The organism is Trichococcus ilyis (assembly GCF_900109135.1).
Lineage (GTDB): Bacteria > Bacillota > Bacilli > Lactobacillales > Aerococcaceae > Trichococcus > Trichococcus ilyis.
On the sequence record NZ_FNYT01000024.1, the window covers coordinates 26551 to 45911 of the forward strand.

The 19361-nt window shown below is 49.2% G+C and carries 21 protein-coding genes; 9 read left to right on the top strand and 12 right to left on the bottom strand.

Features of this window, described 5'->3' with window-relative positions:
* Positions 1–7: 7 nt before the first annotated feature.
* A complete protein-coding gene (locus BMX58_RS10975; protein WP_068624176.1) occupies positions 8–922 on the bottom strand; it encodes an ABC transporter substrate-binding protein in 915 nt (304 codons plus the stop codon).
* Positions 923–924: 2 nt separating this feature from the next.
* The gene (locus BMX58_RS10980; RefSeq protein ID WP_068624174.1) at positions 925–1719 is read right to left on the bottom strand and encodes an ABC transporter ATP-binding protein; all 795 of its coding nucleotides are present in this window, start codon (positions 1717–1719) and stop codon (positions 925–927) included.
* Positions 1720–1894: 175 nt separating this feature from the next.
* On the opposite strand from BMX58_RS10980, the gene BMX58_RS10985 reads away from it, so the two are divergent.
* A complete protein-coding gene (locus BMX58_RS10985) occupies positions 1895–2905 on the top strand; it encodes an NAD(P)/FAD-dependent oxidoreductase (protein WP_239420594.1) in 1011 nt (336 codons plus the stop codon).
* 172 nt (positions 2906–3077) lie between these two features.
* Here the strand turns inward: BMX58_RS10985 and BMX58_RS10990 are convergent, their stop codons facing one another.
* Positions 3078–3290, bottom strand: a complete 213-nt coding sequence (locus tag BMX58_RS10990; RefSeq protein ID WP_068624170.1) for a hypothetical protein — start codon at positions 3288–3290, stop codon at positions 3078–3080.
* A gap of 265 nt (positions 3291–3555) precedes the next feature.
* Here BMX58_RS10990 and BMX58_RS10995 point away from each other — a divergent pair, with 265 nt between their 5' ends.
* Positions 3556–4443 (top strand): fructose bisphosphate aldolase, encoded by an 888-nt coding sequence (locus BMX58_RS10995; protein ID WP_068624168.1) that lies wholly within the window; start codon positions 3556–3558, stop codon positions 4441–4443.
* A gap of 208 nt (positions 4444–4651) precedes the next feature.
* Here BMX58_RS10995 and BMX58_RS11000 read toward each other — a convergent pair whose 3' ends face one another.
* The 5 genes from BMX58_RS11000 to BMX58_RS14710 form a co-directional block, all read right to left on the bottom strand.
* On the bottom strand, positions 4652–5311 hold the full coding sequence (locus tag BMX58_RS11000) for an amino acid ABC transporter permease (protein ID WP_068624166.1): 660 nt from the start codon (positions 5309–5311) through the stop codon (positions 4652–4654).
* Positions 5308–6030, bottom strand: a complete 723-nt coding sequence (locus tag BMX58_RS11005; protein WP_068624165.1) for an amino acid ABC transporter permease — start codon at positions 6028–6030, stop codon at positions 5308–5310. Before BMX58_RS11005 ends, BMX58_RS11000 begins: the two co-directional genes overlap by 4 nt.
* Positions 6030–6863, bottom strand: a complete 834-nt coding sequence (locus BMX58_RS11010; protein ID WP_068624163.1) for a transporter substrate-binding domain-containing protein — start codon at positions 6861–6863, stop codon at positions 6030–6032. Before BMX58_RS11010 ends, BMX58_RS11005 begins: the two co-directional genes overlap by 1 nt.
* A 42-nt stretch (positions 6864–6905) precedes the next feature.
* Positions 6906–7628, bottom strand: coding sequence for an amino acid ABC transporter ATP-binding protein (locus tag BMX58_RS11015; protein ID WP_084253997.1), 723 nt, complete (start codon positions 7626–7628; stop codon positions 6906–6908).
* Between the two features lie 186 nt (positions 7629–7814).
* Positions 7815–7982 carry a hypothetical protein gene (locus BMX58_RS14710; RefSeq protein ID WP_157077259.1) on the bottom strand — a complete coding sequence of 56 codons (168 nt, stop codon included), beginning with the start codon at positions 7980–7982 and terminating at the stop codon, positions 7815–7817.
* A gap of 116 nt (positions 7983–8098) precedes the next feature.
* On the opposite strand from BMX58_RS14710, the gene BMX58_RS11020 reads away from it, so the two are divergent.
* Positions 8099–9316, top strand: a complete 1218-nt coding sequence (locus BMX58_RS11020; protein WP_068624162.1) for an HAD family hydrolase — start codon at positions 8099–8101, stop codon at positions 9314–9316.
* 48 nt (positions 9317–9364) lie between these two features.
* Here BMX58_RS11020 and BMX58_RS11025 read toward each other — a convergent pair whose 3' ends face one another.
* Positions 9365–9775 carry a zinc ribbon domain-containing protein gene (locus tag BMX58_RS11025; protein WP_084253993.1) on the bottom strand — a complete coding sequence of 137 codons (411 nt, stop codon included), beginning with the start codon at positions 9773–9775 and terminating at the stop codon, positions 9365–9367.
* A 175-nt stretch (positions 9776–9950) separates the two neighbouring features.
* Here BMX58_RS11025 and BMX58_RS11030 point away from each other — a divergent pair, with 175 nt between their 5' ends.
* Positions 9951–10445, top strand: coding sequence for a hypothetical protein (locus BMX58_RS11030; protein ID WP_068624159.1), 495 nt, complete (start codon positions 9951–9953; stop codon positions 10443–10445).
* A gap of 50 nt (positions 10446–10495) precedes the next feature.
* On the opposite strand, the gene BMX58_RS11035 is transcribed toward BMX58_RS11030, so the two are convergent.
* Positions 10496–11944 carry an MATE family efflux transporter gene (locus tag BMX58_RS11035; RefSeq protein WP_084253992.1) on the bottom strand — a complete coding sequence of 483 codons (1449 nt, stop codon included), beginning with the start codon at positions 11942–11944 and terminating at the stop codon, positions 10496–10498.
* On the opposite strand from BMX58_RS11035, the gene BMX58_RS11040 reads away from it, so the two are divergent.
* Positions 11912–12697 carry a MerR family transcriptional regulator gene (locus BMX58_RS11040; RefSeq protein ID WP_068624155.1) on the top strand — a complete coding sequence of 262 codons (786 nt, stop codon included), beginning with the start codon at positions 11912–11914 and terminating at the stop codon, positions 12695–12697. The genes BMX58_RS11035 and BMX58_RS11040 overlap by 33 nt on opposite strands.
* Positions 12698–12756: 59 nt before the next feature.
* Here BMX58_RS11040 and BMX58_RS11045 read toward each other — a convergent pair whose 3' ends face one another.
* On the bottom strand, positions 12757–14205 hold the full coding sequence (locus BMX58_RS11045) for an MFS transporter (protein WP_068624154.1): 1449 nt from the start codon (positions 14203–14205) through the stop codon (positions 12757–12759).
* Positions 14206–14505: 300 nt separating this feature from the next.
* Entirely contained in the window at positions 14506–14709 is a 204-nt protein-coding gene (locus BMX58_RS11050) for a hypothetical protein (protein WP_068624152.1), read from the bottom strand.
* A gap of 527 nt (positions 14710–15236) precedes the next feature.
* Between BMX58_RS11050 and BMX58_RS11055 the strand changes: the two genes are divergently transcribed.
* The 4 genes from BMX58_RS11055 to BMX58_RS11070 are packed head-to-tail and all read left to right on the top strand — an operon-like array spanning position 15237 to position 18964.
* Positions 15237–16115: a helix-turn-helix domain-containing protein gene (locus tag BMX58_RS11055; RefSeq protein ID WP_068624150.1), complete on the top strand. Its 879-nt coding sequence runs from the start codon at positions 15237–15239 to the stop codon at positions 16113–16115.
* 29 nt (positions 16116–16144) lie between these two features.
* Entirely contained in the window at positions 16145–17101 is a 957-nt protein-coding gene (locus tag BMX58_RS11060; RefSeq protein WP_068624148.1) for an FAD:protein FMN transferase, read from the top strand.
* A 39-nt stretch (positions 17102–17140) separates the two neighbouring features.
* The gene (locus BMX58_RS11065) at positions 17141–17749 is read left to right on the top strand and encodes an NADPH-dependent FMN reductase (RefSeq protein WP_068624146.1); all 609 of its coding nucleotides are present in this window, start codon (positions 17141–17143) and stop codon (positions 17747–17749) included.
* 18 nt (positions 17750–17767) lie between these two features.
* The gene (locus BMX58_RS11070) at positions 17768–18964 is read left to right on the top strand and encodes an NAD(P)H-dependent oxidoreductase (RefSeq protein WP_068624144.1); all 1197 of its coding nucleotides are present in this window, start codon (positions 17768–17770) and stop codon (positions 18962–18964) included.
* Positions 18965–19361 lie beyond the last annotated feature (397 nt).

Sequence of the window (19361 nt, forward strand, 5' to 3'; positions counted from 1 at the left end):
CCCCTCATTATTCCGCTAAAAAGGATTCCTCGAAGAAGTCCAATTGGTAATCCAACGATAGCGAATCATTGAAATAGAATGTTTCGGCATCCGCCACAAACACGTGGTTGTTCTGCACAGCCGGTATATTTTTGAACCATTCGGCATCCAGGAAGCTCGATTCCGGATCGGTTGTGGCCAGACTCAGGATCAGATAATCCCCGATGTAATCACCGAGCACCTCTTCCGAAATGGCGTAATAGCCGGCATCCAAAGCAGTTTCTTCGACGGTGGCAGGCATTTTCAGGCCCATTTCCTGATAAAGGATTTCCGTGCCGCGCGCCCAGTTGTCGCCGAAAATGTACATCTGTTTCTCGAAGTTTTCGGCAACCGTGACTGTCGCATCCTCGCCGATGGCTGCCTTGATTTCCTCGCCGACAGCCTGCGCTTCCGTTTGGAATTCTTCCACCCAAGCCACGGCTTCTTCTTCCTTATTGACGACTTTACCGATTTCAACGATCTGATCCAGGTAGGAAAGTTCCCCGTATGTGAACAGGACGGTCGGCGCGATTTCTGATAATTGGTCGGCATTCTCGATGTTGTCCAAGCCGATGATCAGATCCGGCCCCAATTCAAGGATTTTTTCCACGTCGGCATTCGACACGACTGCGACGCCGCTGAGCGCTTCGCTGAAGTTCGGGTTGCCGGCTGACCAGGAGTCCACGCCGACGATGTTGACGTCGAAGTTGATGAGGTCGCCTGCATAGGAGGACAGCACCACGACCCGCTCCGGATTTGCCGGAACCGCAATCTCTTCGCCGTCTGTTGTCGTGTAGGTGACCGTTTCGGTTGCGGTGCTCGATTCCTCGGCTGTATCCGTAGCGGAGCAAGCCCCCAAGATCAGGCCGGCACTCAACAGCATTGTCAATGATAGTTTTTTCATGTTCATTCTCCTCTATTTATCAATTCATACCCGATGATGACTGGTTTTTTTGTCTTTTCGTCCGGCTGGATGGTCGGACGGATGTTGAAGATGGACGCGATGTTCGCTTCGGTGACGACTTCCTCCGCCCCGCCTTGGCAGACGACTTTCCCGTCCGCCAGCGCAACGATGTGGTCCGAGTAGAGGGACGCCTGATTGATGTCGTGCAGCACCATCACGATCGTATAGCCTTCCTCTTCGTTCAGTTTCTTCAGCAGTTCCAAAATCTCCAGCTGGTAGCTGATGTCCAAGTACGTCGTCGGTTCATCCAAAAAGATGATGTCGGTCTTTTGCGCCAACGCCATCGCCAACCAGACCCGTTGCCGTTGCCCGCCCGACAGTTCATCGATGTAGCGGTGACGCAGGGCTTCGATTTGGGTCTTCTTGATCGCCCAATCGATGATTTCCTTGTCCTCGCTGCCCAGGCCCCTCAAGCCTTTCCGGTGCGGGAACCGTCCGTACGAGACGATTTCTTCCACCGTGATGCCTGAGAGGTTTTCCTGCCGCTGCAGCAAAATAGCAATCCGTTTAGCCAATTTTTTCGTATCCATCGTGAAGATCGACACGCCGTCCAGCAGAATGTCGCCGTTGGAGCACGTCAGGATGCGCGACATCGCCTTCAGCAAGGTCGACTTGCCGCAGCCATTCGGTCCGATGATCGTCGTGATTTTCTGCGGCGCAATGGCGACTGAGATGTTTTTCACAATGATCTGCTTGTCGTATTTGATTTGCACCTCCTCAACTTTCAGGCTGCACATGCCTTCATTCCCCTTTCTTTATCCTTGCAGGCGCGATCCTTTGTGAATCGCTCTTGACATTTCCGAATAAAAATTATTTAATTGATAATGAGAATCATTCTCAATTATAATTTATTCTATTATCATTCATAACAACCAATTAGTCAACAGAAATTGAGGTGGTCTTTTGAACGAAGTGTATGACGTAACGATAATCGGTGGCGGCCCTTCCGGTCTCTACAGTGCTTTCTACAGTGGTTTGCGCAATCTGAAGACGAAGCTGATCGAGTCGCAGTCCGTCCTCGGCGGCAAAGTCAACCTGTACCCGGACAAAATCTTGTGGGATGTCGGCGGCCTGACGCCCATCACCGGCAAAAAGTTCCTTTCCAATTGCATCACGCAAGGTCTGACGTTCCACCCGACCGTCTGTCTGAATACGGAAATCAGCCAGATCACTAATACTGCCGGCATTTTCGATATCCGCGCCAGCAACGGCGACCACCATTACTCGAAAACGGTGATCCTTGCTTACGGCAGCGGCATCATCACGCCGAACAAATTGGATATCGACGGTGTGGAACGGTTCGAACGGACCAATCTGCATTACATCCCGAACAGTCTGCATGCGTTCCGCAACAAGCAGGTTTTCCTTTCGGGCGGCGGAAACACAGCCATCGAACAGGCGAACGAACTGTTGTCGATCGCAAAGCGTGTGACGCTCGGCTACCGCGGAAATGAACTGCGCGCGCATGAGCATAGCGTGGATGCCTTCCGAAAAAACGGCGGAACGCTGCTGCTGGAAACACAGATCCATTCTTTCCGTGGCAACCATCTCGGTGAAATCGAAGCTGTTTCGTTGTCGGTGGCGGGCGAAGCTCGGACAATCACTGCGGACGCGGTCATCGTCAACCACGGCTTCGCCAGCAAACAAGCGATTGGTTTTGATGAGGCGTTGGGTCTCCGATTCACCGAGCACCATTTCATCGAAGGCAGCCCAGACAGCACGCTGGACTGCTCCGGCATTTTCGCGGCTGGTGATGCGATTTCCTACACGGGCAAAGTCAATCTGCTGGTCGGCGCCTTCCAGGATGCCGTCAACGCCGTGAACAGCGTCAAACAATACCTGAACCCCGCCGCCGAAAAGCAGGCGATGGTGTCCTCGCACAATGAGGCGTTCGCTGAGAAGAACAGACAAGTCAGTCTGTAGATTTATAGATAAGAGAAAGGAGCCGCGGTCCCGTCGGCTCCTTTCTGTTTTATCGGTGGTTATCCGATTCTTACCAGTTATCGGACAACTACAAACTCCTCCGCTCACATTGCCGAAAAAAACAGGGGAAGCGTCATTAACAATGACCCTTCCTCTGCGCTACTGTTCCATTTCAGATTTCGTACTCGACAGCCCGTTTGGCCGCGTCCTCCGTCGCTTCTTTGTACATTTTTCGGGTTTTCTTTTTGCCGACGCCTTCCACCCACCACTGCCAAAAATCGTCGTCCTTGTGATGGGAGATCCCTCCCATCAGGATGCCCCGCTTGTAAACATTATATTCGGTATACTCTTTATTGGTTTTGTCCGATGTCAGCCAAATGATCATCTGCACGCCTTCTCTCGTCCGATTTTGTTGATATGATTACGTTAGTGCTTGAAAATTTCCCTAAAGCAACTCTACTCCAAAAACAAAAAGGTTTCAATAAAAAAATTTTCATTTCACCCCTGGGACTGTGGGCTGGCAAAACGGACAGCCCATTACATTCAGAAATGCATGGCATTAGTGCTATAATGACTGTAGAAATCCCCATTCCACACAAAAGCAGTCCGGTCCGGGTTTCGAAAATATGACGATAAAAGGGGTTTGTATCATGAACAAAGAACAATTCGACATCGTGAAAAATCGCAAAGGTTTCATCGCCGCGTTGGACCAAAGCGGTGGCAGCACCCCAAAAGCATTGGCGTTGTACGGCATCACTGAAGATTCCTATTCCGGCGAAGAGGAGATGTTCGCGCTCGTCCATGAGATGCGCACCCGCATCATCACCTCGCCCGCTTTCAGTTCGGATCACATTTTGGGGGCGATACTGTTCGAGCAGACGATGGACCGCAAAGTCGAAGGTCTGCATACGGCCGACTACCTGTGGGAGAAGAAAGGTGTCGTGCCTTTTTTGAAGGTCGATAAAGGTCTCGATGCGGAGGCGGACGGCGTGCAGCTGATGAAACCGAACCCGGATCTGGATGCCTTGCTGGCGCGCGCCAATGAGCGCCACATCTTCGGCACCAAAATGCGCTCCGTGATCAAATCGGCCAACCGCGAAGGCATCCGGAAAGTCGTCGTCCAACAGTTCGAAGCCGGCAAGCAGATCCTTGCGGCCGGACTGATCCCGATCATCGAACCGGAAGTCGACATCCACAGCGCGGACAAAGCAGAATCGGAAGCGATCCTGAAAGAGGAATTGTTGACGGCACTTGCTGGGCTGGCTTCTGACCAGTTCGTGATGCTGAAGCTTTCGATCCCGACGGTCGATGATTTCTATAAGGAACTGATCGCCCATCCGCAAGTCCTGCGGGTTGTGGCCTTATCCGGCGGGTATTCGCGGGAAGAAGCCAATGAAAAATTGACCCACAATCCCGGATTGATCGCAAGTTTTTCGCGGGCGTTGTCCGAAGGTTTGAGCGCCGGTATGAGCAATGATGAATTCCATGCGAAGTTGGCTGAGTCGATCCAATCCATCTACGACGCGTCTATTGTTTGAAGTTCCTTGCGGAAGCTGGCTCTTTTGTGTGTTCCTGTATAGTGAAAAATGAATACTGCTTGATTATCCGACAACCTGCCGTGTTTGCACGCTCTGGTTGTCGGATTCTTCACGGTTATCGGACAACACGCTGCACAACAACTGCAACACAACAAAAAATCCCTGTCCAACAACGCAATATAAGGCTGTTGGACGGGGATTTCATATTTTATGCATGCTCTGCATTTCGTTTGTGCCAGCTTCTGACGATTGTCGAAAGCGTAAAGCAGATGACGAAGTAAACCAGCGCCAGGAAGGCATAGATCATGAACACTTCGGATGTTTTCGTCACTTTTCCGAGGATGACTTGTCCACTTCTGGTGAATTCCATGATCCCCAGACCGGCAAGGAATGAGGTATCCTTTACGGTTGTGATCACCTGCGACAACAACGAAGGGATGATTTTCTTGAAGGCTTGCGGCAGAACGATGTATCTCAAAGTCTGCATGAACGAGAACCCTTGCGAATGTCCAGCTTCAAACTGTCCTTTCGGAATGGAGTTCAACCCTCCGCGCACAATTTCGGCAACAACGGCCGAGGTGTACAGGAAGAGAGCGAAAGAACCTTTCAGAGTGATCGTGCTGCCCGGAATCAAGAAAGAACAGGAAAGCATCCACAACAATAACGGTGTGTTCCGGAAAAGTTCGATATAAGCACCGGCTAACTTTCCGAAAATCTTTTTCTCATAATTACGCAACAGACCCAATACCGTACCGAAGATGATCGAAAGGATGACGACACCGACCGAAATCAGCAACGCCAATTTCAAACCTTCCATCAGGAACGACACGTTCGCAGGTGTGAAGACTGTTTTGATTGATTCCATCATTCCATCACCTCCGGAAAATCTACTCCGACATTGACTACGACTGAGTCATTGTCTTTCAGCTTCTGCTCGTATTTCCGTGCGAATGTTGCCAGCGGGAAGCACAGCAGGAAGTAAAGCAACCCAGCAACCGCATAAGCAGGTCCGTAATTCAGGCTGTAAGAAGCGTAGGAATCGGCCACATACATCAGGTCGGCTCCGGCGATGATCGCCAATACTGAAGTATTCTTGATCAAGTTGACGGCTTGGTTGGTCAAAGGCGGCAAGATAATTTTGACCATCTGCGGCAGAATTACGTAGCGCATTGTTTGGACATAGTTAAAGCCCTCTGAGTAAGCTGCCTCTTCTTGACCTTTCGGAACAGCGAGGATACCTGCACGAACGACTTCTGCGATGTAAGCGCCGTGGTAGATTCCCACGCCGACTACTCCGATCGTGAATTCACTCAAGACCACACCGGCCATGGCAAGTCCGTTGTACATGAAAAAGATTTGGATGACCAACGGGATATTCTGAAACATTTCCACGTATATTCTGGCAACAGCACGAGGCAGTCGGCTTTTTGCCGTGGACATGGTTCCCACGACTACCCCGATGACCAAAGCCAGTAATAACGCCAACACAGCGACTTGGAGCGTACGGATAAATCCGGCTCCAATGTCGCTGCTGTTTTCAAGAAGGCTTTCCCAACGCCAGAGAGCGAATGGATTGGAGCTTCTCATTATTCGCCCAATCCCCACTCAGTAATCATTGCATCAAGAGTGCCGTCTTCTCTCCATGCATTGATTGAATCATTCACGAATGCTGCTAATTCAGTGTTGGATTTCTTCGTTGCAACACCATAGTCTTGTGTAGCGAAGCGGTCTTTCAGGATTTGCGTTGAATCATCCAAGTAACCAGCCAAGATAGATCTGTCCACGCTGAATGCATCCACACGTCCGGAATCCAAAGCAGCTTTGATTTCAGGATAAGTAGCGAATTCAGAATACTTCAAAGTGATGCCGTATTGTTCAGCTTCGGCATTGATTGCATCAGCAGTTGTTGAGCTTTGTGCAACCCCGATTGTAGCGCCGTCCATGTCAGACAAACCTTTGTAACCTTTGTCTTTCTTGACCAAAAGGCCGACTGCATCCACATAATACGCATCGGAGAAGTTGTATGTTTCTTTACGTTCTTCGGTAACCGTGAACGTTGCAATAACCATATCGACTTCGCCGTTATCCAATAGAGGACCACGCGTTTTTGCCGTTACCGGAACCAATTCGATCGCTTCTGCGTCGCCAAGGATCTCTTCAGCCAGTTTCTTCGCGATGTCGATTTCAAACCCTTCGATTTCATTCGTTTCTGTATTTCTCAAACCGAAGTTCGGTACATCTTCTTTTACGCCGACTTTCAATACGCCTGCATCTTTGATGGACTCCACAGTCACTTGACCGGAAGCGTCCGTTGCGGAACCAGCCGCAGAATCTGCTGTATCCGATGCATCATTTCCGCAAGCTCCCAAGAACAATGCAGCTGATAAACATAATGAAACCAATAGATTTTTCTTTTTCATACCCAATTCCTCCTAATTAATGTTGTATTCCGATAAGTTCGGTTATCTCAAAATTTTACCCAAGAATGCTTTGGTCCGCTCATTTGTCGGATTTTCGAAGAAATGCTCCGGAGTGCCTTCCTCTATGATCATGCCGTCAGCCATAAAGATGACGCGGTCAGCGACTTGTCTCGCGAAGCCCATCTCATGCGTCACGACGACCATCGTGATGTTCATGCTGGAAAGCTTGATCATGACATCCAATACTTCCTGGACAGTTTCAGGGTCCAACGCGGAAGTCGGTTCATCGAAAAGGATGATTTTCTTCTGGGAGCAAAGCGCTCGTGCGATTGCCACCCTTTGCTGTTGTCCGCCTGAAAGCGTTGAAGGATAGACATTCGCCTTTTCGCGCAAACCAACGATATCCAAATATTCGTAAGCCATTTCTTCCGCTTCTTTTTTGGATTTGCCTTGCAGCTTCATCGGTCCGATTGTCAGGTTCCCTAACACGGTCATATGTGGATACAGATTAAATTGTTGAAAAACCATTGCAGAGGAATGGCGCACAATATCCAACTTATTTTTGGCTGTGACTTCTTTGCCATCGATAAAAACTTTTCCGTCTGTAGGTTCTTCGAGGAAATTCATACAACGGACGGTCGTACTCTTACCGGAACCGGAAGGCCCGATGATGACCACTTTTTCCCCTTCGGCAACTTCCAGGTTGATATCCTTCAACACATGGTTTGCGCCGAAATACTTATTTACGTGCTCTAACTTAATCAATTTTGCCTCAACCCCTTTTGTGCTCATCTTCATACTACTATTTTTACAAGAGCATGGATTGGATCCTTATCAGGAAAGGACCTCTTCTTATATTTATAACGTTAAGCAAAATTATAATGAAAGCAATATTAAAAATCAATTAAAACTTTCCGTGATTATGTCAGAATTTATCACATGAATTCCAAATTAACAAGCTTGAAAGGTCAAAATAACTATTTTTTGGGCCTGTTTTATGAGAAATCCTTCCACAGAAATTTCTTTCATGCAGACAAAATCGTGTAAATGAAGCGCATTGAGACCAAAAGCATCATTTACCTCAAATTGTCTGACAAACAATTTATTGCCATTTCTCATTTCATTTCCCCATTCTTTCTTAGATAAGGCCGAATGGGTACAATTCAGTGTATCTTTCTGCCGTTTTTTGATAAAATGACTTGGTATTAAAATTCCATGATAAAGGGGTATTTACTTTGCCAGAAAAACATAATAAAATCCTTTCCTCAAAAAATTGGGCACCGCATACGCACCAAGCGCTTAACGCAGTCATCGCCGCTTACGGGAACCAAAACAGTTCCTACGATCCGGCTGATCCGCCTTACGTTGTCTTTGATTTCGACAATACTTCCGCCATCATGGATATAGAGGATACTTTGATGCTGTATATGTTGTTGCATTTGGATTATCGCTTGACGCCCGATCAGTTCCACGCGGTCTTGACTGACGGCCTCGAGAATGTCGGTGCAACAGAGGCAACGCTCCTCGATAAGACCAATCCGCTTGCCACTATCGGCAACATCGCTGCCGACATCAAAGTTGCCTATGCGTGGTTGTATGCTCATTATGAAGGTTTCCTGCAAGGCGGGACTTTATCGTTGGAGGAAGCCAAAAAGTCTCCTTATTATCTGGAATTCGCCGCCAAAATCCGCCTGTTCTACACAGTCATCAACGGCGACTTCAAAAGAAAAGCCGGCTATCCTTGGATGACTTATCTTTTCGCGCAACGCACAAGCGAAGATTTGCGCCAACTGGCCTACCAATCCATCTCCTACTGGCTGCAGTACGGCAAATTTGAGCGCGTGGTTTTGACGAGCCCGGCTGATTTGCCGAGCCAGGCCGGCGTCATCGTGTCGCATTACGATACCGGTTTGGCGTTCCCGACCGAATTGACGGAACTTTACCACGTCCTGAAGGCGAACGGCATCGTCGTCTACGTTATTTCGGCTTCGCCGGTGGATGTCGTCCAGGTCGCCGCGACCCATCCGGACTTCGGCTACGGTCTGGATGATGCGCACGTCATCGGCATGTATTACAACAAGGATGAACACGGCCTGATCCAGCCTTCCATGCAGGCGGGCAAAAACATCACCAAAGGCCCCGGCAAAACAGCTGTCATCACCGAACAACTGATGCCGAAACACAACGAAAAACAGCCGCTGATGCTCTTCGGGGACAGCACCGGCGACTACGATATGATGATGGAGCTGCAGGAAACGAAGCTTTGCGTCCTGTTCAACCGTTACATGAAAGATGACACTCAAAAATTGGCGCGCGAAGCTTTCCGCACAATCGACGACGCGAACCCGCGCGTCGTTCTGCAGGGACGCGACGAAAACAAAGGCATGCTGCGCCCTTCCGAAAAGACCATCCTCTTGGGAACACAGGAAGAAGTACTGATCCACGAAGCATAAGAAAAAGAAGCCTCCGCTAAGGTTTAAACTTGCGGGGGCTTCTTTAGCTTACAAGATGATGCGTGATTCGAATTTTTGTTGGCAGGTAGGACATTTGACCGTCTTTTTGCCGCGTTTGACAGGCAATCGCAAAGTCGTTTTGCAGTTCGGGCATTTGCGGAATCGGGCAACTTTCATCTCCTTGAACCTTCTGAACAGCAGCTTCAGCTTTTTCTGTTGCGGCTGCCACCATTTCAGGAATTTGCGGTTTTCCTCTGCGCGCTTGTATGTTTTTTTCGAATAGACCCGGAACAACGCCCAGAAAATCAGGAGTTGCGCCATGAAAACCAACACACCAAAGTTTATCGTCGCCCCCAAGAAGTACAGTACCATCCCCGTGATGATCAACGCGTTGTAAAGTTGATCCGCGCCGTATCTCCCGCGCATAAAATTCATTACTTTTCTTTTCAATTTATCCAATCGGCTATCCCCTTATCGCTTTGCTATCGTTTCATTATAGCATATCGCACGGGGCGCAATGATTAAGAATATTTGAAACCGCTCGGATCGGCGCTGCGGGCAGTTCCGAAGCGGCAAGCGCTGTGATACTATGATACAATGAAGGCAACGATTGTAAATGAACGGAGGTGCATCAGTGGGAATACGCGATTTTTTCAAAAAACGGCCAAAAGAGGCGGTCAATCCGGTCGCCGATTCATCGGGAGAGGCGCTTGGAGGTGTCGGCCGCATTCTTTTTCGGACGCGCTGGAAAGGCAGCATGCTGTCCGAAGACGCCAGCCTTGTCGAGAAGGTTGCGGAGCGCATCATCCAGGAAGACCCCTTCTGCAAACCGTTCGCTGGGCTCGAAAATGAAGAGATTGCCCGAAAAAAACGGCGGATATATGAATACGAACAAGTCACAACGGTGAACGTGGCCATCAAAGACGGCAACTTGATCATTGAAGGCTTGTCACTAGGGAAACTTCCTGCCGAGCAGTGGAACGAAATAAGCCCCTATTACGGCAAGAATGATTTCACGGCGTTCGTCTATGTCACCGGCGGCCGCTACAAAGCCTATTCGGTTGCTTCGGATACCGTCGAAACAGCCTATACACCGTACGATCTGGACATTTTTATCCAGTTTGAATGAAGCAAAGCAAACACCCCACCATCGCGTCATTGCGATGATGGGGTGTTTTTTCAGCAGGCCAGTTCTTCCCGCCACCCGTTCTTCAGTTGCCGCATATAATAGAAGGAAGCCGCCAGGACGAAGCAGCGCGCAGCCAATTCGCCTATCCAAAAAGCGGCAGTGGAATACGGTGCAATCAGGGCATAAGTGGATAGCAGCTTCACCGCCAGATCGCCGACATTGCAGATCAAATATTCCTTCATCTTCAGAGCGCTGCGCAAAATGCTCTCATTCATGAATTTGAAGACGCTCAAAAGTTGGATGAACAGATAGCTGTCCAGATAGGCCCTGAAAAAAGAAAAAGCGAGTGCATGAGAGTCAGCATCGAAAAAGATATTGGCCAGCGCGGCTGGAGCCATTTTGAAGATCGCCCCCGTCAAAAGCGCATAGAGGAGTGCGGTTTTGACGAGAAATCCATAAGCTGTCTGCAGATCCTCAAATCTTTTTCCGGAAATCAGCTGGGCTGAAAAAATGGTCAAGGTCTGGGCCAACCCGACGATGACTATCCGGGAAATCATCATGACCTTAGTGATCGCCACGAAGCCGATGATGACTTCATTCCCGAAAGGATTCACAAGAGCCTGCACGATGACTGAAGAGAACGTCACAACGAACTGCTGGAAAATCACCGGCAGCGCGATGGCAGCCATCTCATTGAGGTGCCGCGGCTTGAAGCTGGGCCGCAGCGTGTAGTGGGGATTCGTCTTCATTTTTTTGTGGAGTGCCTTCAGGCTGAACAGCATGCACAACGCTTGGGCCAGGACAGTCGCCAAAGCGGACCCCGCCACACCCAGATGCAGGACAGCGATAAAAAACAGGTTCAGCGCCAGATTCAAAATCGAGGAGGCAAGCATCAGCTGAAAGCTTTTGTTGGCTTCACCCAATGAGATCAGCATCGCCCTGGAAATGTCAAAAAGGTAAATGAATGGGATGCCCAAAATATATATTTTCGCATAAGTTTCCGCAAAAGCCATCAGTTCAGCCGGCAAATGGATCACGCGGAACATACCAGCTGTATTCAGCAAACCGAGGGCGGCGACGAGCACCCCGATGAGGAAACCGAAAGACAGAATGGAAACACTGGCTTCCGCCAAGTTTTTGGTTTCCTGATTCCCGATGTATCTGGATATGATGATTTCGACCGCAAGTTCGATCCCGCCCGATATGACGATGAAAAGCATGACGACGCTGGTCGCATTGCCGACCGCAGCCAATTCCTCGGCACCCAAATATTTCCCGATGATGACCATATCGATCACGCCGTACAGTTGCTGGACGAACAGACTGCTGATGACCGGGACCGCAAAAGAAAGGAGTCTGCGCTCGAGTTGCCGCTTCTTGTTATTTTCCACCTTGACTAACCTCCATAATGTTGATACAACAGTTATAAAGTATCCCCTAAGGTCATAGTCAAGAGGAGTTTTGAAATGAATAAAATCAATGAATTGAGCACGGGTGATTTTGCTGCATTATGCCAAATCACGAAAAAGACTTTGTTCCATTACGACAAAATCGATCTGCTCAAGCCTATCCGCGTCGACGAAAATGGCTATCGGGTCTACGCGCTTGACCAATGCGACAAGGTGAGCACGATCAAACTGTTCCAAAAAATCGGCATGTCTTTGCAGGATATCCAAGATTTTTTTCAGATGAACGATATGTCGCGCAAAACGGATTTTCTGCTGCAGCAAAAGGCGACCGCCCTCGCAAAAATCAACGAGCTCACCGCTATCAGCAAAGGGATCGATTTTATGGTCACCCGCTTCGCTCATTTCCGTGAAATCGGAGTGGATCATTTCTTTGAAGAAACTTTGCTGCAGCCCGAGCCTTATTTCCTCACCAAAAAAAGCGCGAGCGCGCACCAGTCAGTAAGCGCCATGAATTATGGCTATCAGTACGGCGTCATCATCGACCGTGAGGAGTTGCAGAAGCCGCTCCCCGACTTCAGCTGCATTTTTCAGCGGACATCCTTGGAGAACTGCAATTTCCTCAAACCCGCGGGCCAGTACCGATGTGTTTACAAATTGCTGAGGAATGATCAGATGCTCCGCATCGTGCCCGAAATCGTCGAGGCGATCGGACTGCCGGAAACCGCCGGACCGCTCTTTCACGAAGACTTCTGCAGCGATATCGCGGGGTTCGACAACCAATTCGTGGTGAAGTTCTCGATCCGGATCGCTTCTGATCCAAACGAAGCAGCATTCGAAAAATAGAAAGACAGGGGCTGCCTCAAAAATTCGAGGCAGCCCCTGTCTTTCTCAGATCATATCAATTATTTTGCTGCTTTGCGGCGTTCTGACAAGATCGCCACGTTTTCTGCTACTTTTTCTTTGGTCAGCGGATAGATGAACCATAGGCATAGTGCAACGCCAGTGTAGCCGATGGCAGGAACGATTGTAGCCACATCGTAGATTTTATCAAGGACAGCTTGGTCTTGGGTTGCAGCCGCTGAAGCATAACCGATAGCTGTCAGAGCAAATCCGCCCAAACCGCCAGCCAATGCTTGGCCAAGTTTTCTTGAGAAGGAGTAGACGGCATATACTGTACCGCTGTCGGCGTTACCGGTTTTGACTTCTTGATAGTCGATGATGTCCGTGATGAAAGCCCAAATGACGATATTGAAGTAGTTCATTCCCAAGCTCGCAAGGAATGCCATCGGCAAGAACAGCATTACATTGTCTGTATGGATGAAGTACAGGATTGCGTAGACGATAGCCGAGAAGAACAATGCGACAGTCGCTGATTCTTTTTTACCGAAACGGGAAGCGATTTTGTTTGCGAAAGGCGCAAGCATCAAGGTTCCGACTGTACCCAAAATACCGGCTACAGCCAATGTTTTCGAGCTCTTGAAGTAATCGGCGTAAAGGTAAGCGTTCATCGTGTTCACCAACAGCATGGACAACAACAGGAAGATTGCCGCTGCGATGATGCCGCCCAGTGCGCGGTTTGTCGACAAGCCTTTGACAAGAACAGCCATTTCTTTTCCGAATGATTGTTTTTCAGATTCCGCTTTTTGCGGAATCTGTACACGCTCGATTGTGAAGTGGTAGCAGAACTGATAAAGCGCAAAAGCCAACACTGCAAAGATTGCGGCAATGATCGTGAAGCGCTCCGGAATGACGACTTGGGCACCGGTTGCATCGGTTTTGTAGACGAACAAAGGAACAAAGAAGGAAATGAAGATGCTGGCAATGCTGGCTCCCATGCTGCGGAACACAGAAAGTGAAGCACGATCTTCAGGCTTCTCGCTGATGACGGATGCCATCGATCCATAAGGGATGTTGATCGCTGTGTAGCAGATGCTTCCCCAGAACAGATAAGTCACAAAGATGTAGACGATTTTTGCAGTCATCGACCAGTTCTGAACGACTGACAAGAACATCAGGAAACCGGCAATAACAGCGAATGGCGCTACGCGTTTGATCCATACTCTGAATCGGCCGTCTTTCGATGGTTTCAAGGTATCAACCAGACGTCCCATCCCCATATCCGTGAACGCATCCACAACCCGTGCGGACAAGAACAATGTACCTACAACTGCTCCGCTGATTCCCAATACTTTTGTGTAGAACAACATCAAGAAAGAACTTGAGAAGATGAAGAACAAATCATTTGCGAGATCCCCCGCCATATAGGCTAGCTTGTCGATCAGACCGAATTCCCTTACATTTTTCTTGTCATCGGTTACATTTTGTACTTTATTTGCGCTTGCGTGTTGCATTTTTATGACCCCTTTTCTTATATTGATAAAACGACGCCGAAGCAGTTGATAAAATGGACAATAGCTATATCACAATGAGATACTCGGTTGCGATTAAAAAATAATAAACGTTTTCAATTGAGACGCCGTAACATTTACACACAGAATATACCACGCATTTTTTCCGCTTACAACGGAATTATTATTAACAATTTGTGAACGTTTTTCAGAATATCTGTCCGATTCTTGTTCCGCCAATGATGTAAACGATAACAAAAAGGCGGACTATTCGCATGTTAACGTGGATAGTCCGCCTGAAAATTAATGTTGTATTTTGCGTTTCGTCATAATTGTTTCATTCCCCATCACCAGCACGTTGGTCAACACAAACGCCAGGATGAAAGTTGCGATGCCGATCACCACATACATCGTCAACTGGTACGGGTCATAGATATACATCAGCGGTGACAACAATACCGCCAATCGGTAACTGTTCGCCTGGATCCCCAACAGCGACAGTGCCATGCCTCCAAGAGCGGAACTCGCCAACATCACGCCATAGAAGACAACGCTGAACTTACTCGAAACCTACTCGAAACTTCGATATCATATTCACTGTATTCTCACTAAAATACATTTTAATAACTCTACAAATTCCCTGTGAACTACCCCAACTTAGATTATCCTTGCAGATGTACTCTAGAAGCGGGAGCTTCCTACGAACACCTCCCATGCCTGCGTATGTCTTTACGGACAGAGGGAATGGTTAGTTAGTAGGTTCATAATTATTCTCTAGGTTTACAGAAGAAGGTAATGCACTAAAACTATGAATTTCTAATCGATCATCAAACATTTTAATCCGCAAATACGGCACGTTCTGCAACACCCATTTGACTGATCCGAGAGTTTTATATAATTTTTTATATATTCTATTGACGCTTATATTCCGTAAGCGTATAATTGCTTGTATAGGAAATGTGAAACAAAACACAATATCAGCCCCACTCTTCGTTGTCGTCATCCCAGCCACTTCGATCATTATGGAGGGAAACATGAATATCGAACGATTTATTGAGGCCCGCAAGGCGTTGAACCTGTCGCAAATGGAGCTGGCCGAGGGCATCTGCACCCAAGCGACATTGAGCCGCTTCGAGAACAATGGGCAAGTCCCGAACCTGAAGATCCTGATCAAGCTGTGCAATCGGCTGAACTTGCCTCTTGGGGAATTGTTCCCCAAAGTGGGCGTCAAACATACCGAAACAACCGAAAAAATGAACCAAGCAGAGTTCTTTCTGATCACGAGCGAATACGCACAAGCTGCCGCCCTGCTCAAGAGCATCCCCGTCAGCGAAATCGAGGAAACCCCGTTGGCGCTGCGTTTCCATTACCTGAACGGGTTCATCATGATTGCGCAACAAGTCCCGGTGACGGATATTTTGTTCACTTTCGACCAGATTTTGTTGGCGGATGACGGAGCCGAGACGGAAATTTATCGCCTGTTGGCCTACACAGGCGTCGGCATGGTCTACAGCCGTGAAAAAAATCCGGAAAAGGCCGAGTTCTATTTCAGCAAAGTGCTCGAAAGCATCTATGCTTACCCGATCCGGACGACTGAGGACATCTGGCGCGTGCTGAATATTGTTTTCCAAAGCGGCACCTTCTATTCCCAGATCGATGAGATCGAATTGAGCAACGCCCTGCTTTCTTATGCTGTCTCCATTTGTTCAGACAATCACGTGACATACTATCTCGCCCGCGCCGCCATCCAGTTGGCCAAGAACGCCATTCTCCAAAAACAACCGGAGCAAGTTGTCCTTGAATTGATCCATGATGCAAGGGCGTATTCGAAAATCAACAGAAACACGATCGCATTGAAAGAGCTGGCACAATTGGAAGAAGAAATCCTGTCCGGAAATCCCGAGCTGGATTAAACGGTCTGAACGAAAGGTGGTGCAAATCGATGCAACAAAAAAGAACCTCTGTCCGTTTGATGGGGACAATCATCGACCTTATGGTGGAGCACGACTTCCCGGATGCCATTCTGGAGGAAGCCACTAAAAGGCTGAAAATATATGAACAGCGTTTCAGCGCCAATGATCCGACGTCGGAGCTGATGCAGATCAATCACTTGGCGGGCAAGGCCCCTCTTGCTGTGCATCCAGAGCTTTTCGACTTGATCAAGCTCGGTAAACACCACAGCACCTCACCCGGCAGCCGCCTGAATATCGCAATCGGCCCTTTGGTGCAGACGTGGCGGATCGGATTCGGGGATGCGAAAGTCCCGGACGACGAAGAAATCCAGCGGCTGCTCCATGTCACTGACCCAAATAAGATACTGCTTTCCGAACCGGACCGGACTGTTTTACTGCAGGAAGAAGGCATGTCCATCGATTTGGGGGCCTTGGCGAAAGGCTACATCGCCGATCTGCTGACGGCATACTTCAAGGAAGCCGGCGTCGCTTCCGCGCTCATCAATTTGGGCGGAAATGTCGTCGTGTTCGGCCCCTCCCAGCGTCAGGAAGAACCCTACTGGCGCATCGGCATCCAGAATCCGACGCTCCCGCGCGCGCATTACAGCGCGGTATTGAAGCTCCTGGACCAATCGGCCGTCACATCCGGCATCTATGAACGGCGGCTCGAATCAAAAGGCAGGCACTATCACCATATCCTCGATCCCAAGACCGGCTGCCCGGCTGAAACGGATGTCATCAGCCTGACCATTGTTTCCGATGCCTCCGTCGATGGGGAAATCTGGACGACCCGGCTGTTCGGGCAATCTTCCGAAGCCATTCTGGCAACCTTGGACCGCTCGGAAACAATCGAGGGCATCCTGATCACGCAAGACGGAAGCCTCACCTGTTCCAAAGGCCTGGAAAACAGACTGCAACGCAAAGAAGCGACCTTATCACGTGTTTGAATGATTTTAAAAAAACTAAATTTGGAAGGAAGTATTCAAATGAACAAATTAATCGGCCTCGTCGGCACCAACTCGGATTTCTCCACCAACCGCAAGCTGCTGCAATACATCCAAAAACATTTCGCGGACAAGGCGGAAATCGAAATCGTCGAAATCAAGGATCTTCCCATCTTCGACAAACCCGCAAATATGCAGGTGCCAGACTCGGCGAAAGCCTTGGCGGCCAAAATCGAAGCAGCGGACGGCGTCATCATCAGCACGCCCGAATACGACCATGCCGTTCCCGCTTCCCTGATGAGCGCCTTGAGTTGGCTGTCCTACGGCATTTACCCGTTCGTTGATAAGCCCGTCATGATCACCGGCGCTTCCTACGGTGTGCTCGGGTCCTCGAGGGCGCAAGCGCATCTGCGTCAGATTTTGGATGCGCCTGAATTGAAAGCCCGCATCATGCCGAGCTCCGAATTCCTGCTCAGCCACTCCCTGCAGGCGTTCGATGCGGACAACAACCTGAAGAATCCGGATCAGGTCCAGGAATTGGAAGGCTTGTTCGAGGACTTCCTGTCGTTCATCAACATCATGAAACTACTGTCGCACACCCATGCCGCTCACGTTAAAGCAGCTGAGAACTTTTCCTGGGAAAATAATTAAAGAACGGAGACAACCATTATGAAATTAGTCGGTATTGTAGGATCCAACGCGGAAGTTTCATATAACCGCATCCTTTTGAAATACATCAAAAAACACTTCAGTAACTTGTTTGAGCTGGAGATTTTGGAAATAAAGGACATCCCTTTATTCAATCAGAGCGATGACCAAACCAACAGCGCGCCTGTCCAAAAGCTGAGCCAAAAAATCCTCCAGGCGGACGGCGTCATCATCGCCACTCCCGAGCATAACCACACGATACCTGCCAGCCTGAAGAGCGTGTTGGAGTGGCTGTCGTTCAAAATCCATCCATTGGAAAACAAGCCGGTCATGATTGTTGGGGCATCCTACTATGACCAAGGTTCTTCCCGTGCCCAACTGCACTTGCGCCAGATTCTCGATGCGCCGGGCGTCAACGCCATCGTCCTTCCCGGCAATGAGTTTCTGCTGGGCAAAGTCAAAGAAGCCTTCGATGAGCAGGAAAACCTGAAAGAAAAACGCACGGTCGACTTCCTCGGCAGCTGCCTTGAGAAATTCGTCCAGTTCATCACGCTGGTCTCCGCTGTCGAGGGACCGAAAAAACCGGTGCTCGAACCGGAAGACCTTTACGCAACCGGTAAGATCGCAACCACTATCGAAGGCGTCGATAAAGAAGCCGACGACTGGTTGGAACAGGCTGCTGCGCTTGTCGGCGCAGTGGAAGGCAATACCTACGTCAAACTCGACCGCGGCCTCCTGACCGTGGATCAGCTCAACTACTTCCTGGCTTCGATGCCGATGGAATTGACTTACGCCGACAGCAACAACCAATTCCTGTACTACAATTATACGAAGCCGGCATCAGAAATGCTCGCTGCCCGCGTGCCTGGCCAGGTCGGCAACCCCCTTTCCAAATGCCACCCGGAAAAAGTCCACAAAGGCGTGGAATGGGTGCTGCAACAATTGCGTTCCGGCACCATGGATGCCTTCCGCGTCAACGTGCCGACGCACGGCCCGGACAAATACGTCGTGCACAATTACCAGGCATTGCATGACAAAGACGGCAATTACATGGGAGTCAACGAATACATCCTCGACTTCAAACCGATCGTCGACTGGTATCTGGCCCAAACCGGCCAAAAACTCATTGGCGACGTCGACGCCGTTTCCAGCGCCACCGTCAAAGATTACCATGGCGATGACGTGGATGCAGGGACGAGCGCTTCCGTAAAGGGATAAGCAACAAATCAGTTTTTCGGAAAACAGAACAGTAAAATTCACAAATCGAGTAGGAGGAGCCAACAGGCTCCGACCTCTCACACCACCGTGCGTACGGTTCCGTACACGGCGGTTCAATATCTTAAGTAAGCAGACTCTACCAGATGGCTTAATGGCGTTAGGCCCCATTGGTGGAGTCTTTTCGTTGTAAGAGCCCGATGAACTTCAGGCGTTTTGGAAAGCCTCCAGTATTTCTTTCTGGAGAACCCGATGCGCTTGGCGCTGTCTTTATCGAGACCAAGCTTGATTAGTCTGTTAATCTTCGTGCGTGTCCTTTTCCAACGTTTGAGGATAAGTTGTCTGATTCTGCGGTTCAGCCATTGTTCTGTCCTTCGGATGAATTTCTTAATAAATCCTA